Origin of the sequence: Anaerococcus sp. Marseille-P3625, from assembly GCF_900232825.1 — a bacterium.
Lineage (GTDB): Bacteria > Bacillota > Clostridia > Tissierellales > Peptoniphilaceae > Anaerococcus.
The window spans coordinates 328,570-350,127 of record NZ_OCTP01000010.1 but is presented as its reverse complement, the minus strand read 5'-3'; the positions used below and the strand labels follow the sequence as shown (position 1 = coordinate 350,127).

General features: G+C 29.3%; 25 protein-coding genes and 1 other RNA gene. 2 read left to right on the top strand and 24 right to left on the bottom strand.

What is annotated here, in order from left to right:
* Positions 1–6: 6 nt before the first annotated feature.
* The 10 genes from CS884_RS03000 to efp are packed head-to-tail and all read right to left on the bottom strand — an operon-like array spanning position 7 to position 6,848.
* Positions 7–702: a ScpA family protein gene (locus CS884_RS03000; protein ID WP_099320587.1), complete on the bottom strand. Its 696-nt coding sequence runs from the start codon at positions 700–702 to the stop codon at positions 7–9.
* Entirely contained in the window at positions 686–1,246 is a 561-nt protein-coding gene (locus CS884_RS02995) for an NUDIX hydrolase (RefSeq protein ID WP_099320586.1), read from the bottom strand. Before CS884_RS02995 ends, CS884_RS03000 begins: the two co-directional genes overlap by 17 nt.
* Positions 1,233–2,933 carry a DNA repair protein RecN gene (recN, locus tag CS884_RS02990; RefSeq protein ID WP_099320585.1) on the bottom strand — a complete coding sequence of 567 codons (1,701 nt, stop codon included), beginning with the start codon at positions 2,931–2,933 and terminating at the stop codon, positions 1,233–1,235. Before recN ends, CS884_RS02995 begins: the two co-directional genes overlap by 14 nt.
* Complete coding sequence (locus CS884_RS02985; protein ID WP_099320584.1) at positions 2,933–3,385, bottom strand: arginine repressor; 453 nt, start codon at positions 3,383–3,385, stop codon at positions 2,933–2,935. The genes recN and CS884_RS02985 overlap by 1 nt, the downstream gene beginning before the upstream one ends.
* Before the next feature lie 9 nt (positions 3,386–3,394).
* Positions 3,395–4,222 (bottom strand): polyprenyl synthetase family protein, encoded by an 828-nt coding sequence (locus CS884_RS02980; protein ID WP_099320583.1) that lies wholly within the window; start codon positions 4,220–4,222, stop codon positions 3,395–3,397.
* Positions 4,215–4,400, bottom strand: coding sequence for an exodeoxyribonuclease VII small subunit (gene xseB, locus CS884_RS02975; RefSeq protein ID WP_099320582.1), 186 nt, complete (start codon positions 4,398–4,400; stop codon positions 4,215–4,217). Before xseB ends, CS884_RS02980 begins: the two co-directional genes overlap by 8 nt.
* Positions 4,393–5,580 (bottom strand): exodeoxyribonuclease VII large subunit, encoded by a 1,188-nt coding sequence (gene xseA, locus CS884_RS02970; RefSeq protein WP_099320581.1) that lies wholly within the window; start codon positions 5,578–5,580, stop codon positions 4,393–4,395. The genes xseB and xseA overlap by 8 nt, the downstream gene beginning before the upstream one ends.
* The gene (locus CS884_RS02965) at positions 5,580–5,954 is read right to left on the bottom strand and encodes a transcription antitermination factor NusB (protein ID WP_099320580.1); all 375 of its coding nucleotides are present in this window, start codon (positions 5,952–5,954) and stop codon (positions 5,580–5,582) included. Before CS884_RS02965 ends, xseA begins: the two co-directional genes overlap by 1 nt.
* Positions 5,954–6,280, bottom strand: coding sequence for an Asp23/Gls24 family envelope stress response protein (locus tag CS884_RS02960; protein WP_099320579.1), 327 nt, complete (start codon positions 6,278–6,280; stop codon positions 5,954–5,956). The genes CS884_RS02965 and CS884_RS02960 overlap by 1 nt, the downstream gene beginning before the upstream one ends.
* 10 nt (positions 6,281–6,290) lie before the next feature.
* On the bottom strand, positions 6,291–6,848 hold the full coding sequence (gene efp, locus CS884_RS02955; protein ID WP_099320578.1) for an elongation factor P: 558 nt from the start codon (positions 6,846–6,848) through the stop codon (positions 6,291–6,293).
* 128 nt (positions 6,849–6,976) lie between these two features.
* On the opposite strand from efp, the gene CS884_RS02950 reads away from it, so the two are divergent.
* Positions 6,977–8,134: a nucleotidyltransferase family protein gene (locus CS884_RS02950; RefSeq protein ID WP_099320577.1), complete on the top strand. Its 1,158-nt coding sequence runs from the start codon at positions 6,977–6,979 to the stop codon at positions 8,132–8,134.
* A gap of 66 nt (positions 8,135–8,200) precedes the next feature.
* Here the strand turns inward: CS884_RS02950 and CS884_RS02945 are convergent, their stop codons facing one another.
* The 6 genes from CS884_RS02945 to CS884_RS02920 form a co-directional block, all read right to left on the bottom strand.
* Complete coding sequence (locus tag CS884_RS02945; protein WP_099320576.1) at positions 8,201–8,374, bottom strand: 4Fe-4S binding protein; 174 nt, start codon at positions 8,372–8,374, stop codon at positions 8,201–8,203.
* 129 nt (positions 8,375–8,503) lie between these two features.
* Entirely contained in the window at positions 8,504–9,310 is an 807-nt protein-coding gene (locus CS884_RS02940) for a regulatory iron-sulfur-containing complex subunit RicT (RefSeq protein WP_099320575.1), read from the bottom strand.
* Between the two features lie 3 nt (positions 9,311–9,313).
* A complete protein-coding gene (locus CS884_RS02935) occupies positions 9,314–10,102 on the bottom strand; it encodes a DNA polymerase III subunit delta (protein WP_099320574.1) in 789 nt (262 codons plus the stop codon).
* A complete protein-coding gene (locus CS884_RS02930; RefSeq protein ID WP_099320573.1) occupies positions 10,099–10,428 on the bottom strand; it encodes a cyclic-di-AMP receptor in 330 nt (109 codons plus the stop codon). The genes CS884_RS02935 and CS884_RS02930 overlap by 4 nt, the downstream gene beginning before the upstream one ends.
* Position 10,429: 1 nt before the next feature.
* Complete coding sequence (gene tmk, locus CS884_RS02925) at positions 10,430–11,053, bottom strand: dTMP kinase (RefSeq protein WP_099320572.1); 624 nt, start codon at positions 11,051–11,053, stop codon at positions 10,430–10,432.
* Between the two features lie 67 nt (positions 11,054–11,120).
* Positions 11,121–11,768 (bottom strand): 50S ribosomal protein L25, encoded by a 648-nt coding sequence (locus CS884_RS02920; protein ID WP_099320571.1) that lies wholly within the window; start codon positions 11,766–11,768, stop codon positions 11,121–11,123.
* Between the two features lie 120 nt (positions 11,769–11,888).
* On the opposite strand from CS884_RS02920, the gene tpx reads away from it, so the two are divergent.
* Entirely contained in the window at positions 11,889–12,395 is a 507-nt protein-coding gene (gene tpx / locus CS884_RS02915) for a thiol peroxidase (RefSeq protein ID WP_099320570.1), read from the top strand.
* A gap of 70 nt (positions 12,396–12,465) precedes the next feature.
* Here tpx and ltrA read toward each other — a convergent pair whose 3' ends face one another.
* The 8 genes from ltrA to rpoD all read right to left on the bottom strand — a co-directional run bounded on the left by ltrA (position 12,466) and on the right by rpoD (position 21,547).
* Positions 12,466–13,746: a group II intron reverse transcriptase/maturase gene (gene ltrA, locus CS884_RS02910; protein WP_099320142.1), complete on the bottom strand. Its 1,281-nt coding sequence runs from the start codon at positions 13,744–13,746 to the stop codon at positions 12,466–12,468.
* 520 nt (positions 13,747–14,266) lie between these two features.
* On the bottom strand, positions 14,267–15,253 hold the full coding sequence (locus CS884_RS02905; protein WP_099320569.1) for a peptidoglycan bridge formation glycyltransferase FemA/FemB family protein: 987 nt from the start codon (positions 15,251–15,253) through the stop codon (positions 14,267–14,269).
* Between the two features lie 2 nt (positions 15,254–15,255).
* Entirely contained in the window at positions 15,256–16,047 is a 792-nt protein-coding gene (locus CS884_RS02900; protein WP_099320568.1) for a bifunctional 5,10-methylenetetrahydrofolate dehydrogenase/5,10-methenyltetrahydrofolate cyclohydrolase, read from the bottom strand.
* Between the two features lie 45 nt (positions 16,048–16,092).
* The gene (locus tag CS884_RS02895; protein ID WP_099320567.1) at positions 16,093–17,697 is read right to left on the bottom strand and encodes a C40 family peptidase; all 1,605 of its coding nucleotides are present in this window, start codon (positions 17,695–17,697) and stop codon (positions 16,093–16,095) included.
* A gap of 210 nt (positions 17,698–17,907) precedes the next feature.
* An RNA gene (gene rnpB / locus CS884_RS02890) (RNase P RNA component class A) lies at positions 17,908–18,244 on the bottom strand.
* 41 nt (positions 18,245–18,285) lie between these two features.
* Entirely contained in the window at positions 18,286–19,059 is a 774-nt protein-coding gene (locus CS884_RS02885; protein WP_099320566.1) for a Nif3-like dinuclear metal center hexameric protein, read from the bottom strand.
* Positions 19,041–19,733 (bottom strand): class I SAM-dependent methyltransferase, encoded by a 693-nt coding sequence (locus tag CS884_RS02880; protein WP_099320565.1) that lies wholly within the window; start codon positions 19,731–19,733, stop codon positions 19,041–19,043. The genes CS884_RS02885 and CS884_RS02880 overlap by 19 nt, the downstream gene beginning before the upstream one ends.
* The gene (rpoD, locus tag CS884_RS02875; protein ID WP_099320564.1) at positions 19,733–21,547 is read right to left on the bottom strand and encodes an RNA polymerase sigma factor RpoD; all 1,815 of its coding nucleotides are present in this window, start codon (positions 21,545–21,547) and stop codon (positions 19,733–19,735) included. Before rpoD ends, CS884_RS02880 begins: the two co-directional genes overlap by 1 nt.
* Positions 21,548–21,558: the final 11 nt, after the last annotated feature.

Sequence of the window (21,558 nt, the reverse complement as noted above, 5' to 3'; positions counted from 1 at the left end):
TATTTCCTACAATCTTTTTTTTATATAAAATTTGTTTCCCTTATCCTGCATCAAATATATTTCGTCCAATTTGAAAAGCTCTAATAAAGCCAAAAAACTAGCTATACATTCACTTTTATTGTGAATATCATTAATAATTAAATCTAATCTTAAATCATTTCTAATTTCTAAGGCCTTCCTGTAATTTATCACATAATCATTTACATCAGGCAATTTAATAATTGATAATAAGTCATTACTTTCAGGAGTCTTTGAAAAGTTTTTTAATAGCTTTTCATATTGATTTGCTAAAATTTTAACATCACTTGTTATTATCTCTTCATTATCCAAAAATTGACTAAGATCTTCTTGATATTTTGAATAGATTTTGTTTGCCTCATTTTCTAAGATTTTTAAGTCTTCTTGAACAGATTTTATCTTCTTATATTCGATAAGATAGCTTATGAATTCTTCCTCAAGATTTTCTCCGTCTTCTTCTTTTGGCAATAATTTTCTTGATTTAATATTTAGTAAAATAGCTGCTACATAAATAAACTCACTTAAATCATCTATTTGAGGATCTAAATTCTCAATTTCTTTTAGATAATCATTAGTAATTTCTTCTAAATTGATATCATATATATCTATTTTATTTTTTTCGATAAGATTTACCAGCAAATCAAAAGGGCCAGTAAAGCCCTCTAATTCAATCTTTAAATTCATTTTTTAATTTCAAATTATTTGCATATTGAATGGCAATTATAGTTTTTGCATCTGTAATTTCGCCATTTAATACCATATCCCATAAATCTGCTATATTATATGATTTTGCAATGAGATTTTCGTCTTCATCTTCTGCTAGTTTTGATTCTCTTAGTTCACTTGCTTTAAAAAATGATAATTTATCATTGGTAAAACCAGGTGATGAGTACATATTAAATAAGAAGTCAATTTTTTCCGGATAATATCCTATTTCTTCTTGAAGTTCTCTTTTTGCAGCTTCAATAGGAACTTCATTACTTTCCACTAGACCTGCTGGAATTTCAAGAGTTACCTTATCAATAGCTATCCTATATTGACTAACTAGCCACAATTTATCATCTCCATCAAAGGCAATAATACCTACACCTTTTTGATGGTCAACAATTTCTCTTTTGGAATATTTTTTATTAAACAATTCAACGGTATCAACTCTAAGTTTTAAAATTTTTCCATCATAAATTGTTTCAGATTTAATAGATTGCTCATAAAATTTATCTTCGCTCATTTGTTAACTCCTGTGCCATAGTTAAAATTTCGCTTGCGGAATCAATAGTTGTTTTCGTTATATTAACTCCACCTATCAACCTTGCAATTTCTTCTACTCTATCCTTATTTTCAATTTTTTTTGTGCTAGAAATAGTAAAATTTTCCTCGTCTTTTTTGCTTATCAATAAGTGATTATTAGCAAGTGCAGCTATTTGTGGTAGGTGACTTATTGAAATCACTTGTCTATTTTTTGATAAATCAAGTATTTTTTCTCCTACTATTTGGGCTGTTCTTCCAGAAATTCCCGTGTCGATTTCATCAAATATCATGGTATCGACATCATCAAAATCGGCAAAAATTTCTTTAAAAGCCAACATGATTCTTGAAATTTCGCCACCTGATGCTGTATTTTGCAAAGATTTTAAATCTTCTCCCTTATTTGTTCTTATAAGAAAATCAACGTCATCTAAGCCATTTATATCGATTCTATTTTTTTGCGAAATTTTTATTTTAAATAATCCATTTTTTATATTTAACTCTCTAATGGATTTATTTATCTTCTCTTCAATGATTTTACTTTTATTGTTTCTAATTTCATGCAGTATAAGGGCATTTTTTTCTAATTTGCTATCAATCTCACTTATGATTTTGTCAAGATTATTTTTTAAATCGTCAATTTCATTTAGTTCTTCTAATCTTTTAGAAATATTATCGTAGAAGTCTAATATATCTTCTATGCTGCGACCGTATTTTCTCTTTAGCTTAAAAATTATTTCCATTAAATCTTCAAGCTCTTGTTGCCTATAGGAATCGCCTATGAGATTTTCTTCGTATAAATCCATTTCAGAATATATATCGCCTATTTCATCATTTAAGGAAGATAATCTATCGTAAAAAACACTTAGTTTATCATCAAGATCTGTAATTGCTGATAATTCTGTCATAGATTTATTTATCATTTCTGTTGCAGAGATAGTATCATATTCAGATGAATCTAAAATACTTTTCGAATTTTCTATAGCTTCTCTAATTTCATTTATGCTTGTTAATTTCCTGTATTCTTCATCTATTTCTTCTTCGTTAATATTTGATAAATCCACTTGGTCAATTTCTGAAATTTGATATTCTATTAAGTCGCGTTCCCTGCTAATTTCTTCATCACTTAAGTTTAAATGATCAAATTTTTCTAGAAATTCATTTCTTTTACTAACTAATGATTTAATGGTTTTTTTCAAATTTATTGTTTCTTTATCGTTTGAATAACTATCTATAAGGTAAATATAATTTGCCTTGTTCATAAAAGCATTCGAATCGCCTTGCTTATAAATATCTACTAAAATTGGAGCTATTTCTCTTAAGCTAGCTAAATTTACAATTCTTCCATTAATCCTAAGCGTAGATGATTTTTTTCCTATGGTTCTATTTACTATTAGTTTATTGTCATCTTCATCAAATATTATTGTATTATCTTCTAAAATTTTTTTGTTTTTTTCATCTAAAATAAAGATGCCTTCTATGGTTGCTTTATCTGAAAATTTACCGACTACATCTTTACTAGCTTTTTTGCCCAATAACAAATTAATGGCTTCAAGTATTAGAGATTTTCCTGAACCAGTTTCTCCTGTGAGTACATTAAAGCCATCTTCAAAAATTATATGATTTCTTTTTATAATTATAAAATTATCTATAAAAAGTTCTGCTAACATTATTTAACCATATCTCTAATTTGTTCTATTAGTTGATCTAAATTGGAATAATCTTTTGGACTTATAAAAATAGTATCTATACCAGTTACCATTCCACCAACATTTTCCAACTTTGCATTTGTTATAAATTGTCCGCATACAGTTGCACAATAAGATATTGTTTTAATTACACAAAGTTGAGCTGACTTTTCTACTGATAAAACTGACTCTTTGAAAATTTTTTCCATTCTTTCATTTAATGTATCATAAACCGTGTCAACTACTGTGTATTTATACTCATAATCATCTGTTTGTACTTTTGATATTCTAAGTTCTTTGATATCTCTTGATATTGTAGCCTGAGTTGCATCTACTCCATGGCTTTTTAGCATTTTAGATAATTGACTTTGAGTTTTTACTTCATTGTTTTGTATGATATCAAGAATTAATCTTTGTCTTGTGTATTTTTTCATCTTCAATCCTTACATATCTCTTTTAGTTAAATAGTCTATTAGCTTAAGCAAAAAATCGTTATCATCAAAATCAACGATACTTAATCTTGCCATTTTATTTTCTTCTTCTAATAAATTTATAGCATCTTTTTTATCTAATATATTTAAAATATTTAGTTCATCTTTATAATTTTCTTCTAGCAAATCATCTTTGATCTGATATCCTAGACCAATAGCTTTGGCATAGTTTTCTAATTTTATTAATTTATCTTCTGTTAAATCCATTATAAGGCCAGGACTAACCAAGCTTGCCCTAAATAAATCGGCTGTTTTTTTATCATAAACTTTAAATATATAATCTTTTGTAATTTTTATATCTTTTTTAAGATCCAAAACTTGGCCATCTAACATTGCTTTGTATCCTGCATGATCTAAAAGATATTTTGATGCTTTTATATATGACTTATTTTCTAGAGAAATTTCAAAAAGCAAAGAAGCTGCTTCATTTAATAGAGCATCCCCTGTTAATACTGCAATGTCCTCGCCAAATTTTTTATGTACTGTAGCTTTTCCTCTACGAAGATCATCATTATCCATACATGGCAAATCATCGTGAACCAAAGAATAGGCATGAACCATTTCAAGAGCTAAAGCAAATAAAATATCAGTATCTTCTATTTTTTTCCCAAGCATTTTAAGAGTTTCTAAAAATATAGATGCTCTTATTCTTTTTCCGCCCTCCAAGGCATAATCCATGGGAGTTTCAAGATTATAATTTCCATTAAAATAAGTGTTTATTTTATTATCGATTATTGATTTGTTTTCATTAATTCTTTGTTCAAATTCAATATTATTCATCTATATCTATCACTTCAATTTTTGCCTTATAATCGTCTAGTTGCTCACTCAATTCTTTGTATAAATCTTGGGCTTTCTGGTAAATTTTTATACTTTCTTCTAAATTATCTTCGTTATTTTCAAGTTTTGCCAGCAAGTCTTGCATCTGCTTATATTTATCATCAAATGATTTATCCATTATCAATAACCGCCTTTATTCTTCCATCTGAGAAAATAATTTCAATTATTTCTCTATTTTTTACAGAGAATTTCGAATAAATTTCTTCGCCATTTTCATTTTTTATACTTATTTGTTTTTTTCTAAGTTCGATCAAATTTCTACTGGCTTCTAGCCTAGCCTCGATTAGCTTAACTTTTAATTTTTCATCTTTAAATCTATCTTGTATTTCTCTATCAAAATGTAATTTTAAGACCTTAATATTATCTTTTAATTCCAAAATTTTTCTATAAGGATTTTTATAAGATAAATCTTTATTTAAGCTATTTAACTTGACATCATATAAATTTATGATTCTTTGAACAGTTGCTTGCATTTGCCTTAAATATTTTTTATATTCAACTTCAATATCTAAATAATTCCTGCTTACAAAAGAACCAGCTTCCGTAGGAGTTTGCATTGACTTATCTGCTACTAAATCAATAAGAGTGGTATCGATTTTATGACCTATAGCTGAGATGATCGGAGTTTTCGCCTTAAAAGCAGCTTCAATAATTTCTCTACTGTTGAAAACAGACAAATCAATATCAGAGCCACCGCCCCTAGTTATTACTATTGCATCTAAAGATAATTGATCTAAATATTCTATAGATTTACAAATTTTACTAATAGCTTTTTGACCTTGAACTTTTACAGGTATAAGTTTTATCTTTATATCGCTAGGTTTTTGATTAATAACAGATATAAAATCAACAATAGCAGCTCCATCAATCGATGTAATTAAGCCAATTTTATTTGGAAATTCTTTAATCTCTTTTTTATTATTTTCGTCAAAATATCCCTTATTTTTAAATTCCTCTTTCATTTTTAAAAATTGTAGATATTGATCTGAGATACCATCTTTGTCTATAGAATTTACAGCAATGGTTACTCTTGAGGAATAATTATTTAACAGAAGATTACCTTTAACAACTACATCCATGCCAACATTAAAGTCAAGTCTAATATCACTAGTTTCATAATAATAAATGACGCAATCAATTATATCTTCATCTTCTTTTAATGAAAAATATAAATGATTGCCATTATTTCTGATATTATAAACACTGCCCTTTATATAAACTCTAGATAAAATTGGATCATGCTTGATTGTTGTTTTTATATATTCATTGAATTGTTTAACACTTAAAGCCTTTAACATTATGATCTTACAATTTTCCCTAAGATTGAATTAATTATTTGATAATCCTGGTCGTTACAATAAGTTTTTGCTAGTTCAACAGCCTCGTTTATGGATACTTGATGAGGAATATCCATAAAATATATCTCATTTATTGATAGGAATAAAATTGATTTTTCGACTTTTGAAAGTCTATTGTATCTTTTTTTCAGAGAATTTTTAACAATTTCTTCAATTTTTTCATAGTTTTTGTTGTATGAATTTATAGAATCTCTTATAAAAGTTTCTTCTGATAAATCATGATTTTCTAAAACTTTATCTAAATTTTCAATTTTATTTATGCTATCTTCGTATATGAGCTTAAATATCCAATCTCTTTGTATTTTTCTAATCATTAGATTTCAAGTTTTCCAACATTAATATTAATGCGACCAACTGTAAGACCTGTCATAGATTCAATAACTCTTTTAACATTTTCTTGAATCTCTTTGACGATTTTTCTTACATTAACATTCTTGCTTAAATTTATAGTCAAATCGAAATTTACCTTACCATCCGCTTGATTAACGTATGCTTTTGGTTCTAAGTCTTTGTGGTTGGTTGTTATAGATGAATCCTCTAAATTATAAACACCATTAACTTCTTTGCAGGCTCTGACAGCCAGTTGGTCAAGTATTTCATTTGCTATTTTTACATTGCCATGTCTAAAAGAATTAGCCATCTATATCTCCTTAAACTCTTGATAAATAATCCCCAGTTCTTGTATCGATTTTTATAACATCCCCCTCATTTACAAATATAGGAACGTTAATTATAGCACCTGTTTCAACAGTAGCAGGTTTTGTAACATTTGTAGCTGTATCACCCTTGATTCCAGGTTCTGTTTGTGTGACTTTTAGCTCAACGAAGTTTGGTGCATCAACGCTAAATGGTTTACCTTGGTAGAATTTAATTTGAACAGAATCATTTTCTTTTACATATTTTATAGCTTCTTCAACAGCTTCATATTCGATACCAATTTGTTCAAAACTTTCTGGATCCATAAAGTAATAAAGTTGACCATCGTTGTATAAATATTGCATTTCTTTTGTAGAAATTACAGCATTTTCAAATTTCTCACTTGGGTTAAAAGTAACATCTTTTGTTCCACCAGCCATGACAGATCTAATTTTTGCACGTACAAAAGCAGCACCCTTGCCTGGTTTAACGTGTTGGAAATCAATTACTTGATAAACATCATTATCGTAAACAAAGGTTACGCCTTTTCTTAATTCATTTGCAGATAACATATATCCTCCTAATATTTTCTCACATTATTATACCATATTCTGTATTTTATTGGAAATATAATTTATAAATATTTATAAATTTTTAATAAAAATTAGGAAATTATACATTATTAGGGTATAAGAATCTTATGAAAACTTTTGCTATAATTTCTGAATTTAATCCCTTACATAATGGGCATAAATATTTGTTAGAAAAATCTAAAAAAATTTTAAAAAATTACACTTCTCTTAGTTTGATGAGTGGAGATTTCGTCCAAAGGGGCGATCCTAGTATAATAGATAAATTTCCGAGGGCAAAATCTGCTATGGATATTGGCTTTGATATGATTATTGAGATGCCAATCCATATTAGCTTACAAGCAGCCGAATTTTTTGCTAGAGGATCTATTATTTTGCTTGATAAAATCGGTATTGACTATCTTTGTTTTGGAATTGAAAATTTAGAGGCTGACGAATTTTTAGAAAAATCTTATTTGCTGATAGAAAAAAATGACGAGCTTGAAAAACTAACCAAAGAAAATTTAATAAATAAATCCTATGCCAAGGCTAGATATGATTCAATAGCTTTTTTGCTTGATGATGATAGATTCATCTCTGCTAACAATATTTTGGCCTTTGAATATATAAGATCCATTAATGATATTAAATCCAAAATAAAAGTTTTGCCTATTAAAAGAATTTCTTCTCTAAATAAAGATGATGACCTAAGAGAAAATTTTATTTCATCGTCAAGTGCCATTAGAAAAAATATTTTGGGCGATTACAAAGATCATTTGCCAATATATTCCTATAATATGATAGAAAATTTTAAAAAATCTTATAATTTTGCTAATTATAATTACTTCTATGGCCTTTTTAAATTTCTGTTATTGATTGCTAATAAGGATATGACAAATATTATTGGTTATGAAGAAGGCATAGATAATTATCTAAAAAAAATAGCAAATGGCGAGAAATCAATCAGTTCATTTCTAGAAAAATCAACAACTAATAGATTTACCACTTCAAGAATAAAAAGACTAATGCTCAATTACATTTTGGAAAATACACAGAATTTTAACGATTTTGATATTAATTTTTATAAAGTCTTAGCATTTAATAAGAAATCAGAGTCCATATTAAAAAATCCAAATTTAAATTCATTTCTTTGTAAAAATGACAGAAAAAATCTATCTGAATCTGATAAAATCATTTTGGATAAGATGGTAGAAGCATCAAATTTATTTTCTTTAGCTACAGATAGAGCCTTAAACACTGATTATAAAAACAAGGTAATAAAATTATAAAAAAAGTGATATCAAAATCTTTGACAATTTTTGATATCACTTGATATGTCTAATATTATATGTATTTTATTCTGGATCTATTGCGTCTACTGGACATACAGAAGCACAAGTTCCACAATCTATGCAAGTATCTGCATCAATTATGTATGCATCATCTCCAGCTGAGATAGCATCTACTGGACATTCTCCTGCACAAGTTCCACAAGATATACATGTATCTGCTTCAATTTTATAAGCCATTGTATTACCTCCTAATTATTATATAGATAGTATACGATACTTATTCATTTTTGTCAATATTTGGTTATATTTATGCTAAATAGACCGATTATAAAGAAAATTTATTCATTTTTGATAATGAATATCATTCTAATTCCCGCGTATTTCTGATAAGCTTAAAGTCTTTTCTATAAGCTGACCTTCGTCATTTTTAATTCTTACTAGGCACTCTTCTTTAACAAAATCATTTCTAATTACAGTAGCTATGCCTTCTTCAGTCATTATCTCGCTACCACATTTTGGCATAATTTTCTTAATTTGTTCATAGCAATCTTCTTCAAATCCCAAACAACACATAAGTCTACCACAAGTTCCAGAAATCTTATTGGGATCTAAACTAATATTTTGATCTTTGGCAAATTTTATAGACAGTGGTGTAAAATTTGTAAGGTGCCTTGAGCAACAACATTCTTGGCCACATGAACCGTAATGTTTTAATAATTTTGCATGATCCCTAACACCAATTTGCCTTAACTCTATTCTGCTTTTAAATCTTGCTGCTAAATCTTTTACCAATTCTCTAAAATCAACTCTATTAGCAGCAGTAAAATAAAATGTTAGTTTCACGCGATCTAGTGTATATTCGCTTTTTACGATTTTCATATTTAATTTATAGAAGTCTGCTCTTTGTTGACATATTTCTTTGGCTTCTTTAGCATCTATTAAGTTATTTTTATGTTTTTGTAGATCGTTATCATTTGCAATTCGTGTAATTTCTTTTAGTCCACTCTCGCATTTTAAATCTTCTCCATCTACTTTTAAAACGACAACCTCGCCTACTTCTAATCCATCTTCACTTTCCACTACAACTTTTTGTTTTAAGTGTAAATCCAAATTATTAGAAGTAAAGAAGTATATCTTTCCAGCTTCTATAAATCGAATACCAACTACGATCAAATTTTACCTTCCTTTGTTGTATATATTAAAAATTATCTCTTCTATAGCCAAATCAAAATTGACATTATTTTTTACTTGCAAGCTAGTATCGCTTAAAAAATTAACAATTTCTTCTAGCTGATCAAAATTTAATTGACATAAATCCCTAATATTATATGAAAATTCCTCACAATCGGAGTCATCTCCATGATATTTCTTATATATAATATTTTTGAATATGTATAAAAAAGCGTCTATGATATCGTATTTTTCATCTTTATTTTGGAAAAACCCTCTATTTTCATAAAAGACAGCTATATTTTTTTTATAAACTTCTGAAATTATCATAGAAAGTTTTACTAAATCGATATTTGATTTTTCTTCCTCTGCACTAATTCTAATGATTTGACACCTAGATCTAATAGTTGATAACAATAAGTCTTTATTTGTTGTAGTAAAAATTATAATATTATAATTTTTAAGATCTTCTAGTGTTTTTAGTAAAGCATTGGATGCGATTTTATTCATATTTTGACTGTGGTGAATTATATAAATTTTAACCTTATCATTTATTGGCTTTAGATAAATATTTTTTATCAAATCCCTTATTGTATTTATATCGATTATGTCCAAATTTTTATCAATAACTAACAAATCAGGATTTAATTCGTTTTCTATTTTTATTCCGTTTTTAAGAAATATTTTCTCTGCAAAATCATAAGCCTTGGATAAGTTCTCATTTTCATTAATTCCTTCAAAAATATAAGCATTGGATAATAAATTATTATTTATTTGATCTTCTAATATGCTCATATTCTAATGTATTGGTCAACATCGACTACAAAAACAGTAGCGCCACCAACTGTTATATCTATAGGTACTGTATTGGTTAATAAAGAGCTTTCTGATGAAGGATTAATTATTGTCGTGGTTGTATTTCTTTTCTTACAATTAGATTCAATAATATTTAAAACTTCTCTAAGTTGATCTTCTTCAACACCAATTAAAAGAGTAGTATTGCCTTTTTTTAGAAATCCACCTGTCGTTGACAATCTTGTAACTCTATAAGAGTTCTCTGTAAGAGCATCCATTAAAAAATTTACATCTGCATCTTGAACTATTGCTAATAATAATTTCATTTTAATCCTCCAAAATTTTATATATCAAGCTTAATACATTTGCTGTAACTTCATCAATACTTAAACTAGCATCAATTTTTACAATATCTTTTTTAAATTTTTCTGCCATATCCAAATATGCATCAAAAATGTCTTTATGAAATTGAAAATCTTCATTTTCTAACCTATCTGCAGAAAAATTAGCTCTTTTTCTAAGTAAAGCTTCTTTATAATCGATGTCAAAAAATATGGTTAGGTCAGGTTTTATGCCACTTGTCGCAAAATTATTTATTGCTTCCACTTCTTTTATGCCAAGTTTTCTACCAACGCCTTGGTATGTTAGAGAACTTAAAACATATCTATCAGAAAGAATAACTTCGCCTTTCTTTAATAAAGGTTTGAATTTTTCTTCTACCAATTGTGCTCGACTAGCTGCAAATAAAAGAGCTTCGGTTTTATCAGACATTTCTATATTATCATTATCGATTATTATATCCCTTATTTTTTCTGATATTTTGGTTCCGCCCGGCTCTCTAAAAACATTAACTTTATAATTTTCGCTAACTAATATTTCATTTACTTTTTTTAAAATTGTAGTTTTGCCTGAACCATCAGGTCCTTCAAAAACAATAAATTTTCCATTCATGATTATATTATATCAAATGTAAGGAATTTTTGGCAATAAAAAAAGACCCTAAGGCCTTTATATTATTTTAATTTTCTTCTTTTTGCTCTGTTTCATTAACTGTAGGTACATCAGAAGCACTAGCTTCTAAGCCATCTTCTTCAGAATCTTCTTTTTCTTCACTTACTTCTTGCAATGAACAAATTACTTCATCTTCATCTTCAAGAACTGTAATGTTTTCATTAGCAAAAATGTCAAGATCTGCTACAGTTTTATTATCGCCAATTTGGATATCAGTTACATTAACATCTGCTGCTTGAGGAATGTATTTTGGTAAACATTCAACTTCGATGGTATCCATATTTTGTACCAATACAGATTGAGCAATTTCAATATCATCTCTTCCTACTAGTACAATAGGAACTGAAACTCTAATTGTTTCATTTTGATTGATTGCTTGAAAATCTACATGTAAATATTGATTCTTGTATGGGTGAGTTTGATATTCTTTTATAAGAACATCCTTATTTTCACCATCAATATCCAATGTAATTATTGTTGAAGTACCAGCTTTTCTAAGTATTCTATCAAAATCTTTTGAGATAATTTGAACATTAAGATTTTCTTCGCCTTTAGCGTAGATAACACCTGGAATTATTTCTTCTGCTCTTAATTTATTAACCTTATTTTTTCCAACAGCATCTCTCTTGTTTGCGTTTAAAACTAAATCTGCCATATTCCCTCCTTTTCATATTCATACTTGCTAATTATACCCTATTTTAAGCTGCTTTACAATTTTTTTTATTTGTTATAAAATGTACTTATAAACTTAAGAATATATTTAAAGGAGATCGCTATGACTACTAGAAAAGTCGAATTTGGTACATTAGAGTTAAATGTTTTAGGTGACAAACTAAAAATTGGTGATAAAGCTATGGATTTTAATGCTACAAATATTGATTTGTCAGATTATAATTTTTATAAAGATGCAAAATTTCCAGTAATTTTGTCAGTAGTTCCTTCTTTGGATACATCTGTGTGTGAATTACAAACATTTCTTCTAGAGAAGGCGAATAAAGAAAATGATTATAAATTTAATATTATTACCATATCAAATGATTTGCCATTTGCTCAAGAAAGATTCATAAAAGAAAAAGAATCAAAAGAAATGACATTTTTATCTGATTATATAAAAAGGGAATTTGGCAAAAACTATAGAGTTTTAATGGAAGAGTTAAAGCTACTTAATAGAGCTATTTTTATAATTGATGAAGATAAAACTATTAGATATGTTGAATATTTAGATCAAAACACTAATTTGCCTGATATTGATAAGGCTATAAAAGCGGCTAAAGAATTATAAATCGAATAGGGGCTAAGATCTAGCCCCTTTCACACCACCGTACGTGCCGTTCGGCATACGGCGGTTCAATTTAATTTACACATGTCCTGCTTATATAGTAATCATAAGGGTCAATTAAGCCTGTTTTGCTTAACCTTTCTTTTGTGATTGCTCTTACTAAGCAGGTTTTCGTTGCTACAAAATAATACCTATCTCCACAATAGGATGTTAATCTTGCTAGGTCTTTTACTATTCCCATTTTCCTTAACGCCCATTGTCTTTTCTTCGGTACCTTCCACATTTTCCAGCAGATTATTCTTAGTCTTGTTCTTAGGTGCTCGCTGAAACTTTTTAGTTTACTTTTCATACTAGCTATTTTAAAGTAGTTTATCCAGCCTCTTATTACTTCATTTAACTTTTTGATTCTGTATTCTAAGGATACTGACCATTTTCTTGTGGTGAGTTTCTTCATTTTGTCTTTGAATCTTTTAAATGATGTTTCATGGACTCTTGCTTTCCATTGATTTGTTTTGTTGTCTTTCCAGTAGCCAAATCCTAGATATTTTATTTTGCTTGGTCTTGTTATTTTACTTTTTTCTGCATTTACTTTTAGGCCAAGTTTCTTTTCTATGAATCTTGTTATTGAGTGCATTACTCTTGTGGCTGCTGCTTTACTTCCTACAAATATTAAGCAGTCGTCTGCGTATCTGATGTATCTAAGTTTTCTTGCTTCTAGTTCTTTGTCTAGTTTGTCTAGCATTATGTTGCTTAGCAGTGGTGATAGGTTTCCTCCTTGTGGGGTTCCTATTTCACTTTTCTCGTATATACCTTTGTTCATTATTCCCGCTTTTAGGTATTTTCTGATTAGTGATTCTGTGTCTGGTGCTTTGATGTGCTCATGGACTATGCTCATTAGTTTATCTTGTGGCACTTTGTCGAAGAATTTTTCTAGGTCTATGTCTACTACCCATTCGTACCCGTCGTTTAAATATTCTAGGCTTTTGATTATTGCCATTTGACAGTTTCTTTCTGGTCTGAAGCCATAGCTTGTTTCAGAAAATCTTTTGTCTATTATCGGGGTTAGGACTTGTACGATTGCTTGTTGGATTATTCTGTCCATTACTGTTGGTATTCCAAGTTTTCTTTTTCCTCCGTTTGGTTTTGAGATTTCTACTCGGAGTACTGGTTGTGGTTTGTAGCGTCTTTCGATTATTTCTTGTCTTATCCCTGCCCAGTTTTCTTTGATGTATTCATCTATTTCTTCTACACTTATGCCGTCTGTTCCAGCTGCTCCTTTGTTGGAGATGACTTTTACTTTTGCTTGGTGCATGTTTTCTGGGTTTAGGATTTGACTGATTAGTTTATCTTCCATGTGTGCACTTGCTCCTTTCCGCTTACATAACTTTTTCTTAGGTGTAAGATTTTGATTTCATTTACGTTTCTTCTACTTTCTCTGTCAGATTTGTTATGCTACATACATTTTGCTTGTGCTTTTAAATTGTTCGGTCCTTCGGTGTTTCCACCTACTATGACTTCTGCTGACTTCTCACTATTCGTTGTTACTACTTCTTCGCTAGTGAGACCTCACGGGATAAGCCCTAATACTTTCATCGTTTACTTGCAGAATTTACGCCTTGGGTTTACGGTTACCTTTTGGGTCTTTGCTATCTACAGCTAGCTTGCCCACCTGTTACGCCTTATATTCTGTTCCTGTTCGTCAAGCCACGATTTCGCTACCCGTTCTTCTCTCCTAGATGTCGCCACCTAAAACTTCGGGGTCGCTATTAGATTCGTTGGTAACTACGCTCTGTAGGGATTTTCACCCCAGCATTAGAACATGCCCGTCATACTGTAAAAGGGACTTAAAGATTAAATTTTTAAGTCCCTTATATTTATTTAATAAATTCTTGATATTTTTCTTTGTCATAAACTACATCTAATTCACCAATAAAATTATAAATTCCTTCACTCCTTGTGAATCCTTCTTTGAAGCGATATAAACCATCTTTAATATCTAAAGAGAAAACTCCGCCGAAATCGAAGTACCTATAACCATTTTCCATAGTCCATTTTATTTCTTCCCAAATCATCTGATAATTTGGCATCAATTCTCTATTTTCATTTGAGCTTGCAGCATACAAATAATAAACTTTGTCATTATATGGTATTAGTAAAGACGAAGATAAGGCTTGATCATTGTAGTAGGTTGTAAAAATATGTCCATCCATATATTCCATTAGTCTTTGGAAATAATCCTTTGGTCTATGACCTATGCCCTGTCTTTCTGCCATGATTTTTGTAAGTTCATAAAATGTATCTACTTCTGAAAGATCTTTTGTATGGATAGTTTTTAATTTGTTTTTGTAGGCTTTTCTAATATTTCTTCTACAAGATGTTGAAAAACTAGCAAATAATTCATCTTCATCTCTAAAATTAATATCCAAAACCATATTATGTCTAGGTTGGGTGAAAGCATGGTTAGTTAGTGGATATGTCCTAAATTCATAACCTCTATTTTGATATTCATAGATTATTTTTTCATTAAATAATATTTCCGGATCAATCCTAAGCAAAAAAGCATCGTATGTATCTTTTAGAGGAGCTGCTTCTTCGATTAATCTTTCAACTAAGTCAAAATCCCAAAAGTCGCACACTGGGCCTCTTGGTGCATATAAAAAATGTTTACCATTGGTATTTTTAATTCCTATAACGCTTAAAGCTGCTATTATTTGCTTATTTTCCTCTAAATATACATAATCACAAGTCCAATTATTTTTAATTTTTGACCAATTAGGATCTTGCATTGGTTTAGCGTATGGACTATTTCTTACAAAATCTATGTATCTTTGAAAATCTGTTTCATTATCAACTATAGGCATTTTTACTCCTTGCTTATTAAACTTTCGATTAGACTTAATGTGGTAATTGCTCCAATACCTTTTTTGTGGGTTATAACATCTACATCCAAGTCTTCTAAATTTTCATAATCAATATCACCAATAACCATACCATTAACTACAGAGCTTCCAACATCTATAAGCAATTGACCATCTCTAAAGTATTTTTTGTCAAAATAATTAGCCTTGCCAATAGCAGATATAAAAATATCTGAATTTTTTACAAGTTCAACTGGATTTTTTGTTGAGCTATTCATAATACTAACAGTTGCCCCATTTTTTGATAGATATAAAGCTAGAGGTAGGCCTATTAAATTTGTGCTATTTGCAAGAGTTATACTTTTTCCTTTAATTTCTGAGAATTTTGTTATAGTTCTTGCAATGGCCTTACTTGTTGCAGGCAGTGAATCAAAAATTCCCGCCATAACTCTTCCTTGAGATCTGTAGGTAAAACCATCTAAATCTTTGATAAGAACTTTATCTCTTAAAAAAGATAAGTATTCATTATTAGCAAATGGCATAATTATTATGAAACCATCGTCTTTTCTCTGAGAATTTAAATAATCTAAGATTTCTTCTTTTGCAACATTATTTTCAAAGTTCTTATATTCATAAGCTATATTAAAAGCAACTGATCTTTTCACCAAAAAATTCTTATAGGCTATGCCCTCGTCATTTGGCCCTTGAGATACTATTATTAGCTTGTTGTCAATTTTCTTTGACTTAATCTTTTCTATTAGCTCATCTTTTATTTCATCTGTAGTTAAAATTTTCATATAATCTCCAATAAAAAAACGCCCCTTGGACGTTTTATTATATTTTTAAAATATTCTTCTGGCTCCCTTGAAATAGTTTTTATAATAACTATTATACAAATTATCGTATTTTACGCCAGTATTTGGACTTGAAGCATGAATAAAACTACCATCTGAACCTGTTATAATTCCAACATGGTCAATTCCGTTTCCTTTCATAGAAAAGAATATTAGATCTCCTGCTTGTAAATTATTATAATCTACTGCATATCCTGCAGACATTTGACTAGATGCAAGGTGAGGCAAAGAAATTCCAAGTTGCTTATAAGCGTAAACTACAAGTCCTGAGCAGTCAAATCCACTTGATGGATTTGCTCCTCCCCAAACATAAGGGTATCCTGCAAATTGACAAGCAATACCCGCAGCTTTACTTCCGTTAGCATTGACTTGTAAGTTTTGATTTTTATTAGTAACAAAAGTTTGTTCTTCTTTTACAGCTTCCTCTTTAACTATTTCTTCTTTTACCTCTTCAACAGCTTCTTGATTTTCAAGAACTTCAGATGTTGACATATAATATGATGAAGCGTAAGCTTTTGAACCATTGTAATCAAATTTTACCCAGCCATTGGAAATTTCACCAACTACCTTTGTATTTTTGCCCAAAACACCAATAATTTGACCATCATTAGGCTTATTTCTAACATTTATACCTTGAGAATTAGAAACCCAACCAGTAAAGGCTTGCCCGTAAAATTCTTGGTCTGAATTATTAACATTATTTTGTTCAGTTTGAATATTTTCATCTACTATTTGATTTTCTTCCACTGTTTCAGTGCTATAATTTTCTAATTCCTTAGAATTTGCCTGATTAGCTTCATTGATATTTTCTTGGTAAATCTGTTCGTTTTCTTTTTCAGCATTAATTGATTCAACCAAGGCTTGTGGATAATAATCTGAAAGATAAGCCAAACTTACATAACCATAATCTGTTTTTAGCCAATCTCCGTCGATACTTCCATCAATTTTTTGACCAGCTGTAATGGTATTAACAATGTTTGAAAAGCTAGCCATATCTTTTGAGCTTCTAATGTTTAAGGCTTTTGTGTTTACAAATTTACTGACAATTTCATTTGCTTGTTGGTTAGTATTATCAATTGATTTTGTTGTTTCATTATTAGAATAGCTTTGATTTTCAAGATCTTTTTCATTTGATGTTTCAATCTCTTCTGAGGAATTTTCATCTAAATTACTTTGATCAACTTCTACTAGTTCTTCATTAGAATCTTCCAAGTTTTCTTGATTATTTTCAATATTCTCTAAGCTCTCTTCGGTCATTTGATCATCTTCTTCATCTTTTTCATTAGTAGCAGTAATTGTATCTAGCACAATCTCTTTTGCTGCCACTTCTATTTGTAAAACTTCTACTTTGTTATCATCGGTTTTTTTAACTTCTCTTTTTTCATTAGAAATTGAAGTATTTTTTATATCTTTGGTATAATCTGACTTTGCCAATGAATATTGGTCGTATATATTCTCTGTATAATGAGGTTTAATCATTGAATTTGTATTTTTATCAGAATCTAAATTATTCATTGTAGAAGCATATACTGTTGCACCTGCAGAAATTGCGGCAAGTACAGATAAAGCTGCTCCAATATTTTTCTTATTCATTTTTTAATCATCTCCTGGTAAATTTTTATATTCCTATTAATCTCTATACATTCTAACCTATTTTTACAAATTAGTCAATAATTTGTTACAAAAAAATTACACTTTTAACATATTTATAGAAATTTTTTAGGAAATTTCCCTATAATATGAGAAAAAGTGTAATAAAAAAATGATTTTTTATAAAAAATAGTTACAATTTGTAACCTTTATGTAAGGAGCAAACCTATAAGCCGTGTTCTGTATTTGATAATCATCTATCTAGGCTTACTGTCGCCAATAAGCTCAAGCGAACAACCATTCTGGATCAAGACCGAGCAAGTCTTGTTTTACATCCCTTCGTTCTTGCACCGGATGGGGTTTACATAGCCTATATGTCACCATATAGCTGGTAAGCTCTTACCTCACCATTCCAACCTTACCAAAAAATTGGCGGTATACTTTCTGTTGCACTATCCTTAAGATCACTCTCACTTGACGTTATCAAGCATCCTCGCTCTGTGGTGCACGGACTTTCCTCGTACTAAGCCGCGATTATCTGGCTTACTCCAAGATTTAATATACCAATTTAAATTGATTTGTAAAATTCTCTTAGATAAAAGTTCTAAATGAATCTTCTTTAGAAAAAGTATAAACTTTGACATCAATAATCTCTTTAATAACTTTTTCAAGTTTATAAATAATATGATTTTCGCTTGCAAAATGACCAGGATCAACTATAATTAGACCTCTATTAGAATAATCCATAGCCATATGATAAGAAACATCTCCAGTTACCATCAAATCACATCCTTGCTTTATTGCATCATCAAAAAGAGATGAACCTGAACCACCACAAACTGCAACTTTTTCTATGTTTCTATCTAAATTTCCATAAGTAATAAGCTTATTTGCTTTTAATTTTTCTTTAACTATTGTTGCAAACTTATCAACTCTCATAGGTTCTATATTGCCAAATCGACCAAGCCCAATTTCTTTTCCACATTCTAATACTTTGGGATTTTTTATATCCAAAATTTCGCACAAATTATCATTTAGCCCATCAAAGGCTATATCTAAGTTTGTGTGCATGGCAAAAACTGTAATATCGTGTTTTACTATTTTTTCTAATCGTTTATAAAAAGGATCAGAAAAATCAATGGAATTTGTTGGTCTAAACAAATATGGATGATGAGTTAGGATTAGATTACTGTTACTATTTTCTAAAGCCCAATCAATCCCCTCATCTTCTAAATCCAAACTTATCAAAACGCCCTTTAATTTATTGTTAAGATTTCCAATTTGAAGTCCTGAATTATCCCGTTCTTCTTGTAAATCTAAAGGGTATTTTTTACACAATTTATCTATTAGCTCTCTAATTTCCATATATTTTCTATCTCCTCAATTGCTTTAAGTCTTTCATCTATCCTTATAAGTGCATTTTTATCCTGAGATTTTTCCAAAATGTCTTTTTTGAAAGTCTTATTCTTCTTATAATCAATTTCAAGCTTCTCTTTTAGCAATTTACTTTTATTTTTAATGTCATCCTTGCCATAGTAAGTTTCTGCAAGACTTAATTTTTTTCCTTTATTGTAAGCAGTTTTAATTATATCGTAATATTTGTCATTTTCATAAGTTAAAAAATCGTTAATAATTTCAAAATCATTTTCTGATAAGAAAGTTCTCAATTTTTCTGTATTAATATTACTTGCAAGAATCATATAATCTAAGTTTTCGGCAAAATTCATTGAAGCTTTTATAATATCCATAATTGTATTTGCTCCCATGCCTGCAATTATAGCTATTTGATTATGAGATTTTTCTATATTTTTAAAACCATCAGTAACTTTTGTTCTAATTATTTTTTTTGTATCTTTATCTAAAGCTAATTTTAATTTTTCTAAGGATTTTTCAGAGATGTCTGTGGCCAAAATATCATCACTTATCCCATTTTTTGCCAAATATAAAGGAACTAATCCATGATCAGTTCCTATATCTATAACTTTTTTTCCCTTGTCTATTAAATTAATAATATCCATCAATCTTTTTTTATCGTTCATTATAAAAAATCTTTCAAGGAGTCACTTTTGTTAGGACTCTTTAATTTCCTCAAAGCTTTTGCTTCTATTTGTCTTATTCTTTCACGAGTTACGTCAAATTCCTTGCCAACTTCTTCTAGCGTCCTAGGTGTACCATCTATTAGACCAAAACGAAGTTGTAAAACTCGTTTTTCCCTAGATCCTAAGCAAGATAAAACATCATTTAAGTGTTCACGAAGCATTGTGTAATTTGCCGCCTCATCAGGACTTACAGCACTTTCGTCTTCTATAAAATCTCCCAAATGAGAATCTTCTTCTTCTCCTATTGGAGTTTCAAGTGATACTGGTTCTTGAGCAATTTTTCTGATTTCTTGAACTTTTTCAACATCAATGCCCATTTGATAAGCAATCTCTTCATTTGTTGGATCACGGCCTAGATCTTGAACTAATTGTCTTTGAGTTCTTACAAGTTTATTTATAGTTTCTACCATATGAACTGGTATTCTAATTGTTCTTGCTTGATCTGCTATGGCGCGAGTTATCGCTTGCCTTATCCACCAAGTTGCATAGGTTGAGAATTTAAAACCACGATTATAATCATATTTATCGACAGCTTTCATAAGACCCATATTTCCTTCTTGAATAAGATCAAGAAAACTCATACCTCTTCCAACATATTTTTTGGCAATAGAAACTACTAGTCTGAGGTTAGTTTCAGCAAGCTTTTGTTTGGCTTTTTTTGATATTAAAATCGATTTTTTTAAATCAATTATGTCATCATTATCAAGTATTTCTTTATCTAAAATTGTTCTTGAAATAAAATTCAGATTAATGTATTTATCCAATTCTTGTATTTCATCTTCTTTTAGTAAATAACCTTCCTTTAAATCTGCTGCTCTGCGACCTGCATAAATTAAAGCATTTATTGTCATCTTATCAAAAGTTTTCATAAATTCTTGGTTTAGAGCCTTTGATAATAGTTCAGTAAAGGATTCATAGACAAAATTTACTACGTTTTCATTTTCATTGATATTTATAAAATGATCGAAAGAGTCAAATAAGTCACACAAAGAGTTAGCATCGCCTTGGGAAAGTTCATTTTCACTAAGAGAATTTTGAGCTATATTGCAAATTAATATCTTTGCCTTTAACTCTTCCAACTTTTCTAAGTCTGTCTCATCTACTGATATTTCTTCAAACAATTTTCCAATGGCTATAATGCTATTTATGTTTTCTAAACAAATATCTGTTAATTTATCCGATACCTTTAGTCGATTATTACAATCAATAATTGCCTTAGCAATGTTTCCAAAAAATATATTGTCGGATAATTCTATTTTATTTTGTTTATTAAGTTTAATTCCTTGTAATTTTTTATAGGAAATGCCACCCATTTCCATTTTTCTTGCTAGGTCTATTTCTTCTTTCGCACTTAATAAAGAAACTTTTCCTATTTCTTTTAAGTACATTTTTACTGGGTCATCTAACTTGATTCCAGAAATATTTTCCACATCATCTATCTCTTCAGTTAATTTATCATCATCTAAATTTTCTTCATCGATAGGATTTTCATCTTCTAAATCATCAGCAATTGTTTCATCATCTAAATCTTCTTCAAGTTCTGCTTCTGATTTTTCAACTATTTCAATCCCACTATTAATAATTTGAGATATGACGTATTTTTTGCTATCATCTTCAATATCTTTGAATGTTTCTAATGTATATAATTGTGTATATGTTATAATGCCATCCTGAGATTCGCTAATTGTCTGGAATTCTTCAATTATTTCTCTTAAAACATCATCATCAAGCAACTTATCGCTTTCGCTAGTCATTAATTCTCCCC

Excerpts from the sequence above, each read along its gene's own strand:
- CS884_RS03000 (WP_099320587.1), bottom strand. The coding sequence starts at position 702 with ATGAATTTAAAGATTGAATTAGAGGGCTTTACTGGCCCTTTTGATTTG.
- CS884_RS02995 (WP_099320586.1), bottom strand. The coding sequence starts at position 1,246 with ATGAGCGAAGATAAATTTTATGAGCAATCTATTAAATCTGAAACAATT.
- recN (WP_099320585.1), bottom strand. The coding sequence starts at position 2,933 with ATGTTAGCAGAACTTTTTATAGATAATTTTATAATTATAAAAAGAAAT.
- CS884_RS02985 (WP_099320584.1), bottom strand. The coding sequence starts at position 3,385 with ATGAAAAAATACACAAGACAAAGATTAATTCTTGATATCATACAAAAC.
- CS884_RS02980 (WP_099320583.1), bottom strand. The coding sequence starts at position 4,222 with ATGAATAATATTGAATTTGAACAAAGAATTAATGAAAACAAATCAATA.
- xseB (WP_099320582.1), bottom strand. The coding sequence starts at position 4,400 with ATGGATAAATCATTTGATGATAAATATAAGCAGATGCAAGACTTGCTG.
- xseA (WP_099320581.1), bottom strand. The coding sequence starts at position 5,580 with ATGTTAAAGGCTTTAAGTGTTAAACAATTCAATGAATATATAAAAACA.
- CS884_RS02965 (WP_099320580.1), bottom strand. The coding sequence starts at position 5,954 with ATGATTAGAAAAATACAAAGAGATTGGATATTTAAGCTCATATACGAA.
- CS884_RS02960 (WP_099320579.1), bottom strand. The coding sequence starts at position 6,280 with ATGGCTAATTCTTTTAGACATGGCAATGTAAAAATAGCAAATGAAATA.
- efp (WP_099320578.1), bottom strand. The coding sequence starts at position 6,848 with ATGTTATCTGCAAATGAATTAAGAAAAGGCGTAACCTTTGTTTACGAT.
- CS884_RS02950 (WP_099320577.1), top strand. The coding sequence starts at position 6,977 with ATGAAAACTTTTGCTATAATTTCTGAATTTAATCCCTTACATAATGGG.
- CS884_RS02945 (WP_099320576.1), bottom strand. The coding sequence starts at position 8,374 with ATGGCTTATAAAATTGAAGCAGATACATGTATATCTTGTGGAACTTGT.
- CS884_RS02935 (WP_099320574.1), bottom strand. The coding sequence starts at position 10,102 with ATGAGCATATTAGAAGATCAAATAAATAATAATTTATTATCCAATGCT.
- CS884_RS02930 (WP_099320573.1), bottom strand. The coding sequence starts at position 10,428 with ATGAAATTATTATTAGCAATAGTTCAAGATGCAGATGTAAATTTTTTA.
- tmk (WP_099320572.1), bottom strand. The coding sequence starts at position 11,053 with ATGAATGGAAAATTTATTGTTTTTGAAGGACCTGATGGTTCAGGCAAA.
- CS884_RS02920 (WP_099320571.1), bottom strand. The coding sequence starts at position 11,768 with ATGGCAGATTTAGTTTTAAACGCAAACAAGAGAGATGCTGTTGGAAAA.
- tpx (WP_099320570.1), top strand. The coding sequence starts at position 11,889 with ATGACTACTAGAAAAGTCGAATTTGGTACATTAGAGTTAAATGTTTTA.
- ltrA (WP_099320142.1), bottom strand. The coding sequence starts at position 13,746 with ATGGAAGATAAACTAATCAGTCAAATCCTAAACCCAGAAAACATGCAC.
- CS884_RS02905 (WP_099320569.1), bottom strand. The coding sequence starts at position 15,253 with ATGCCTATAGTTGATAATGAAACAGATTTTCAAAGATACATAGATTTT.
- CS884_RS02900 (WP_099320568.1), bottom strand. The coding sequence starts at position 16,047 with ATGAAAATTTTAACTACAGATGAAATAAAAGATGAGCTAATAGAAAAG.
- CS884_RS02895 (WP_099320567.1), bottom strand. The coding sequence starts at position 17,697 with ATGAATAAGAAAAATATTGGAGCAGCTTTATCTGTACTTGCCGCAATT.
- CS884_RS02885 (WP_099320566.1), bottom strand. The coding sequence starts at position 19,059 with ATGGAAATTAGAGAGCTAATAGATAAATTGTGTAAAAAATACCCTTTA.
- CS884_RS02880 (WP_099320565.1), bottom strand. The coding sequence starts at position 19,733 with ATGAACGATAAAAAAAGATTGATGGATATTATTAATTTAATAGACAAG.
- rpoD (WP_099320564.1), bottom strand. The coding sequence starts at position 21,547 with ATGACTAGCGAAAGCGATAAGTTGCTTGATGATGATGTTTTAAGAGAA.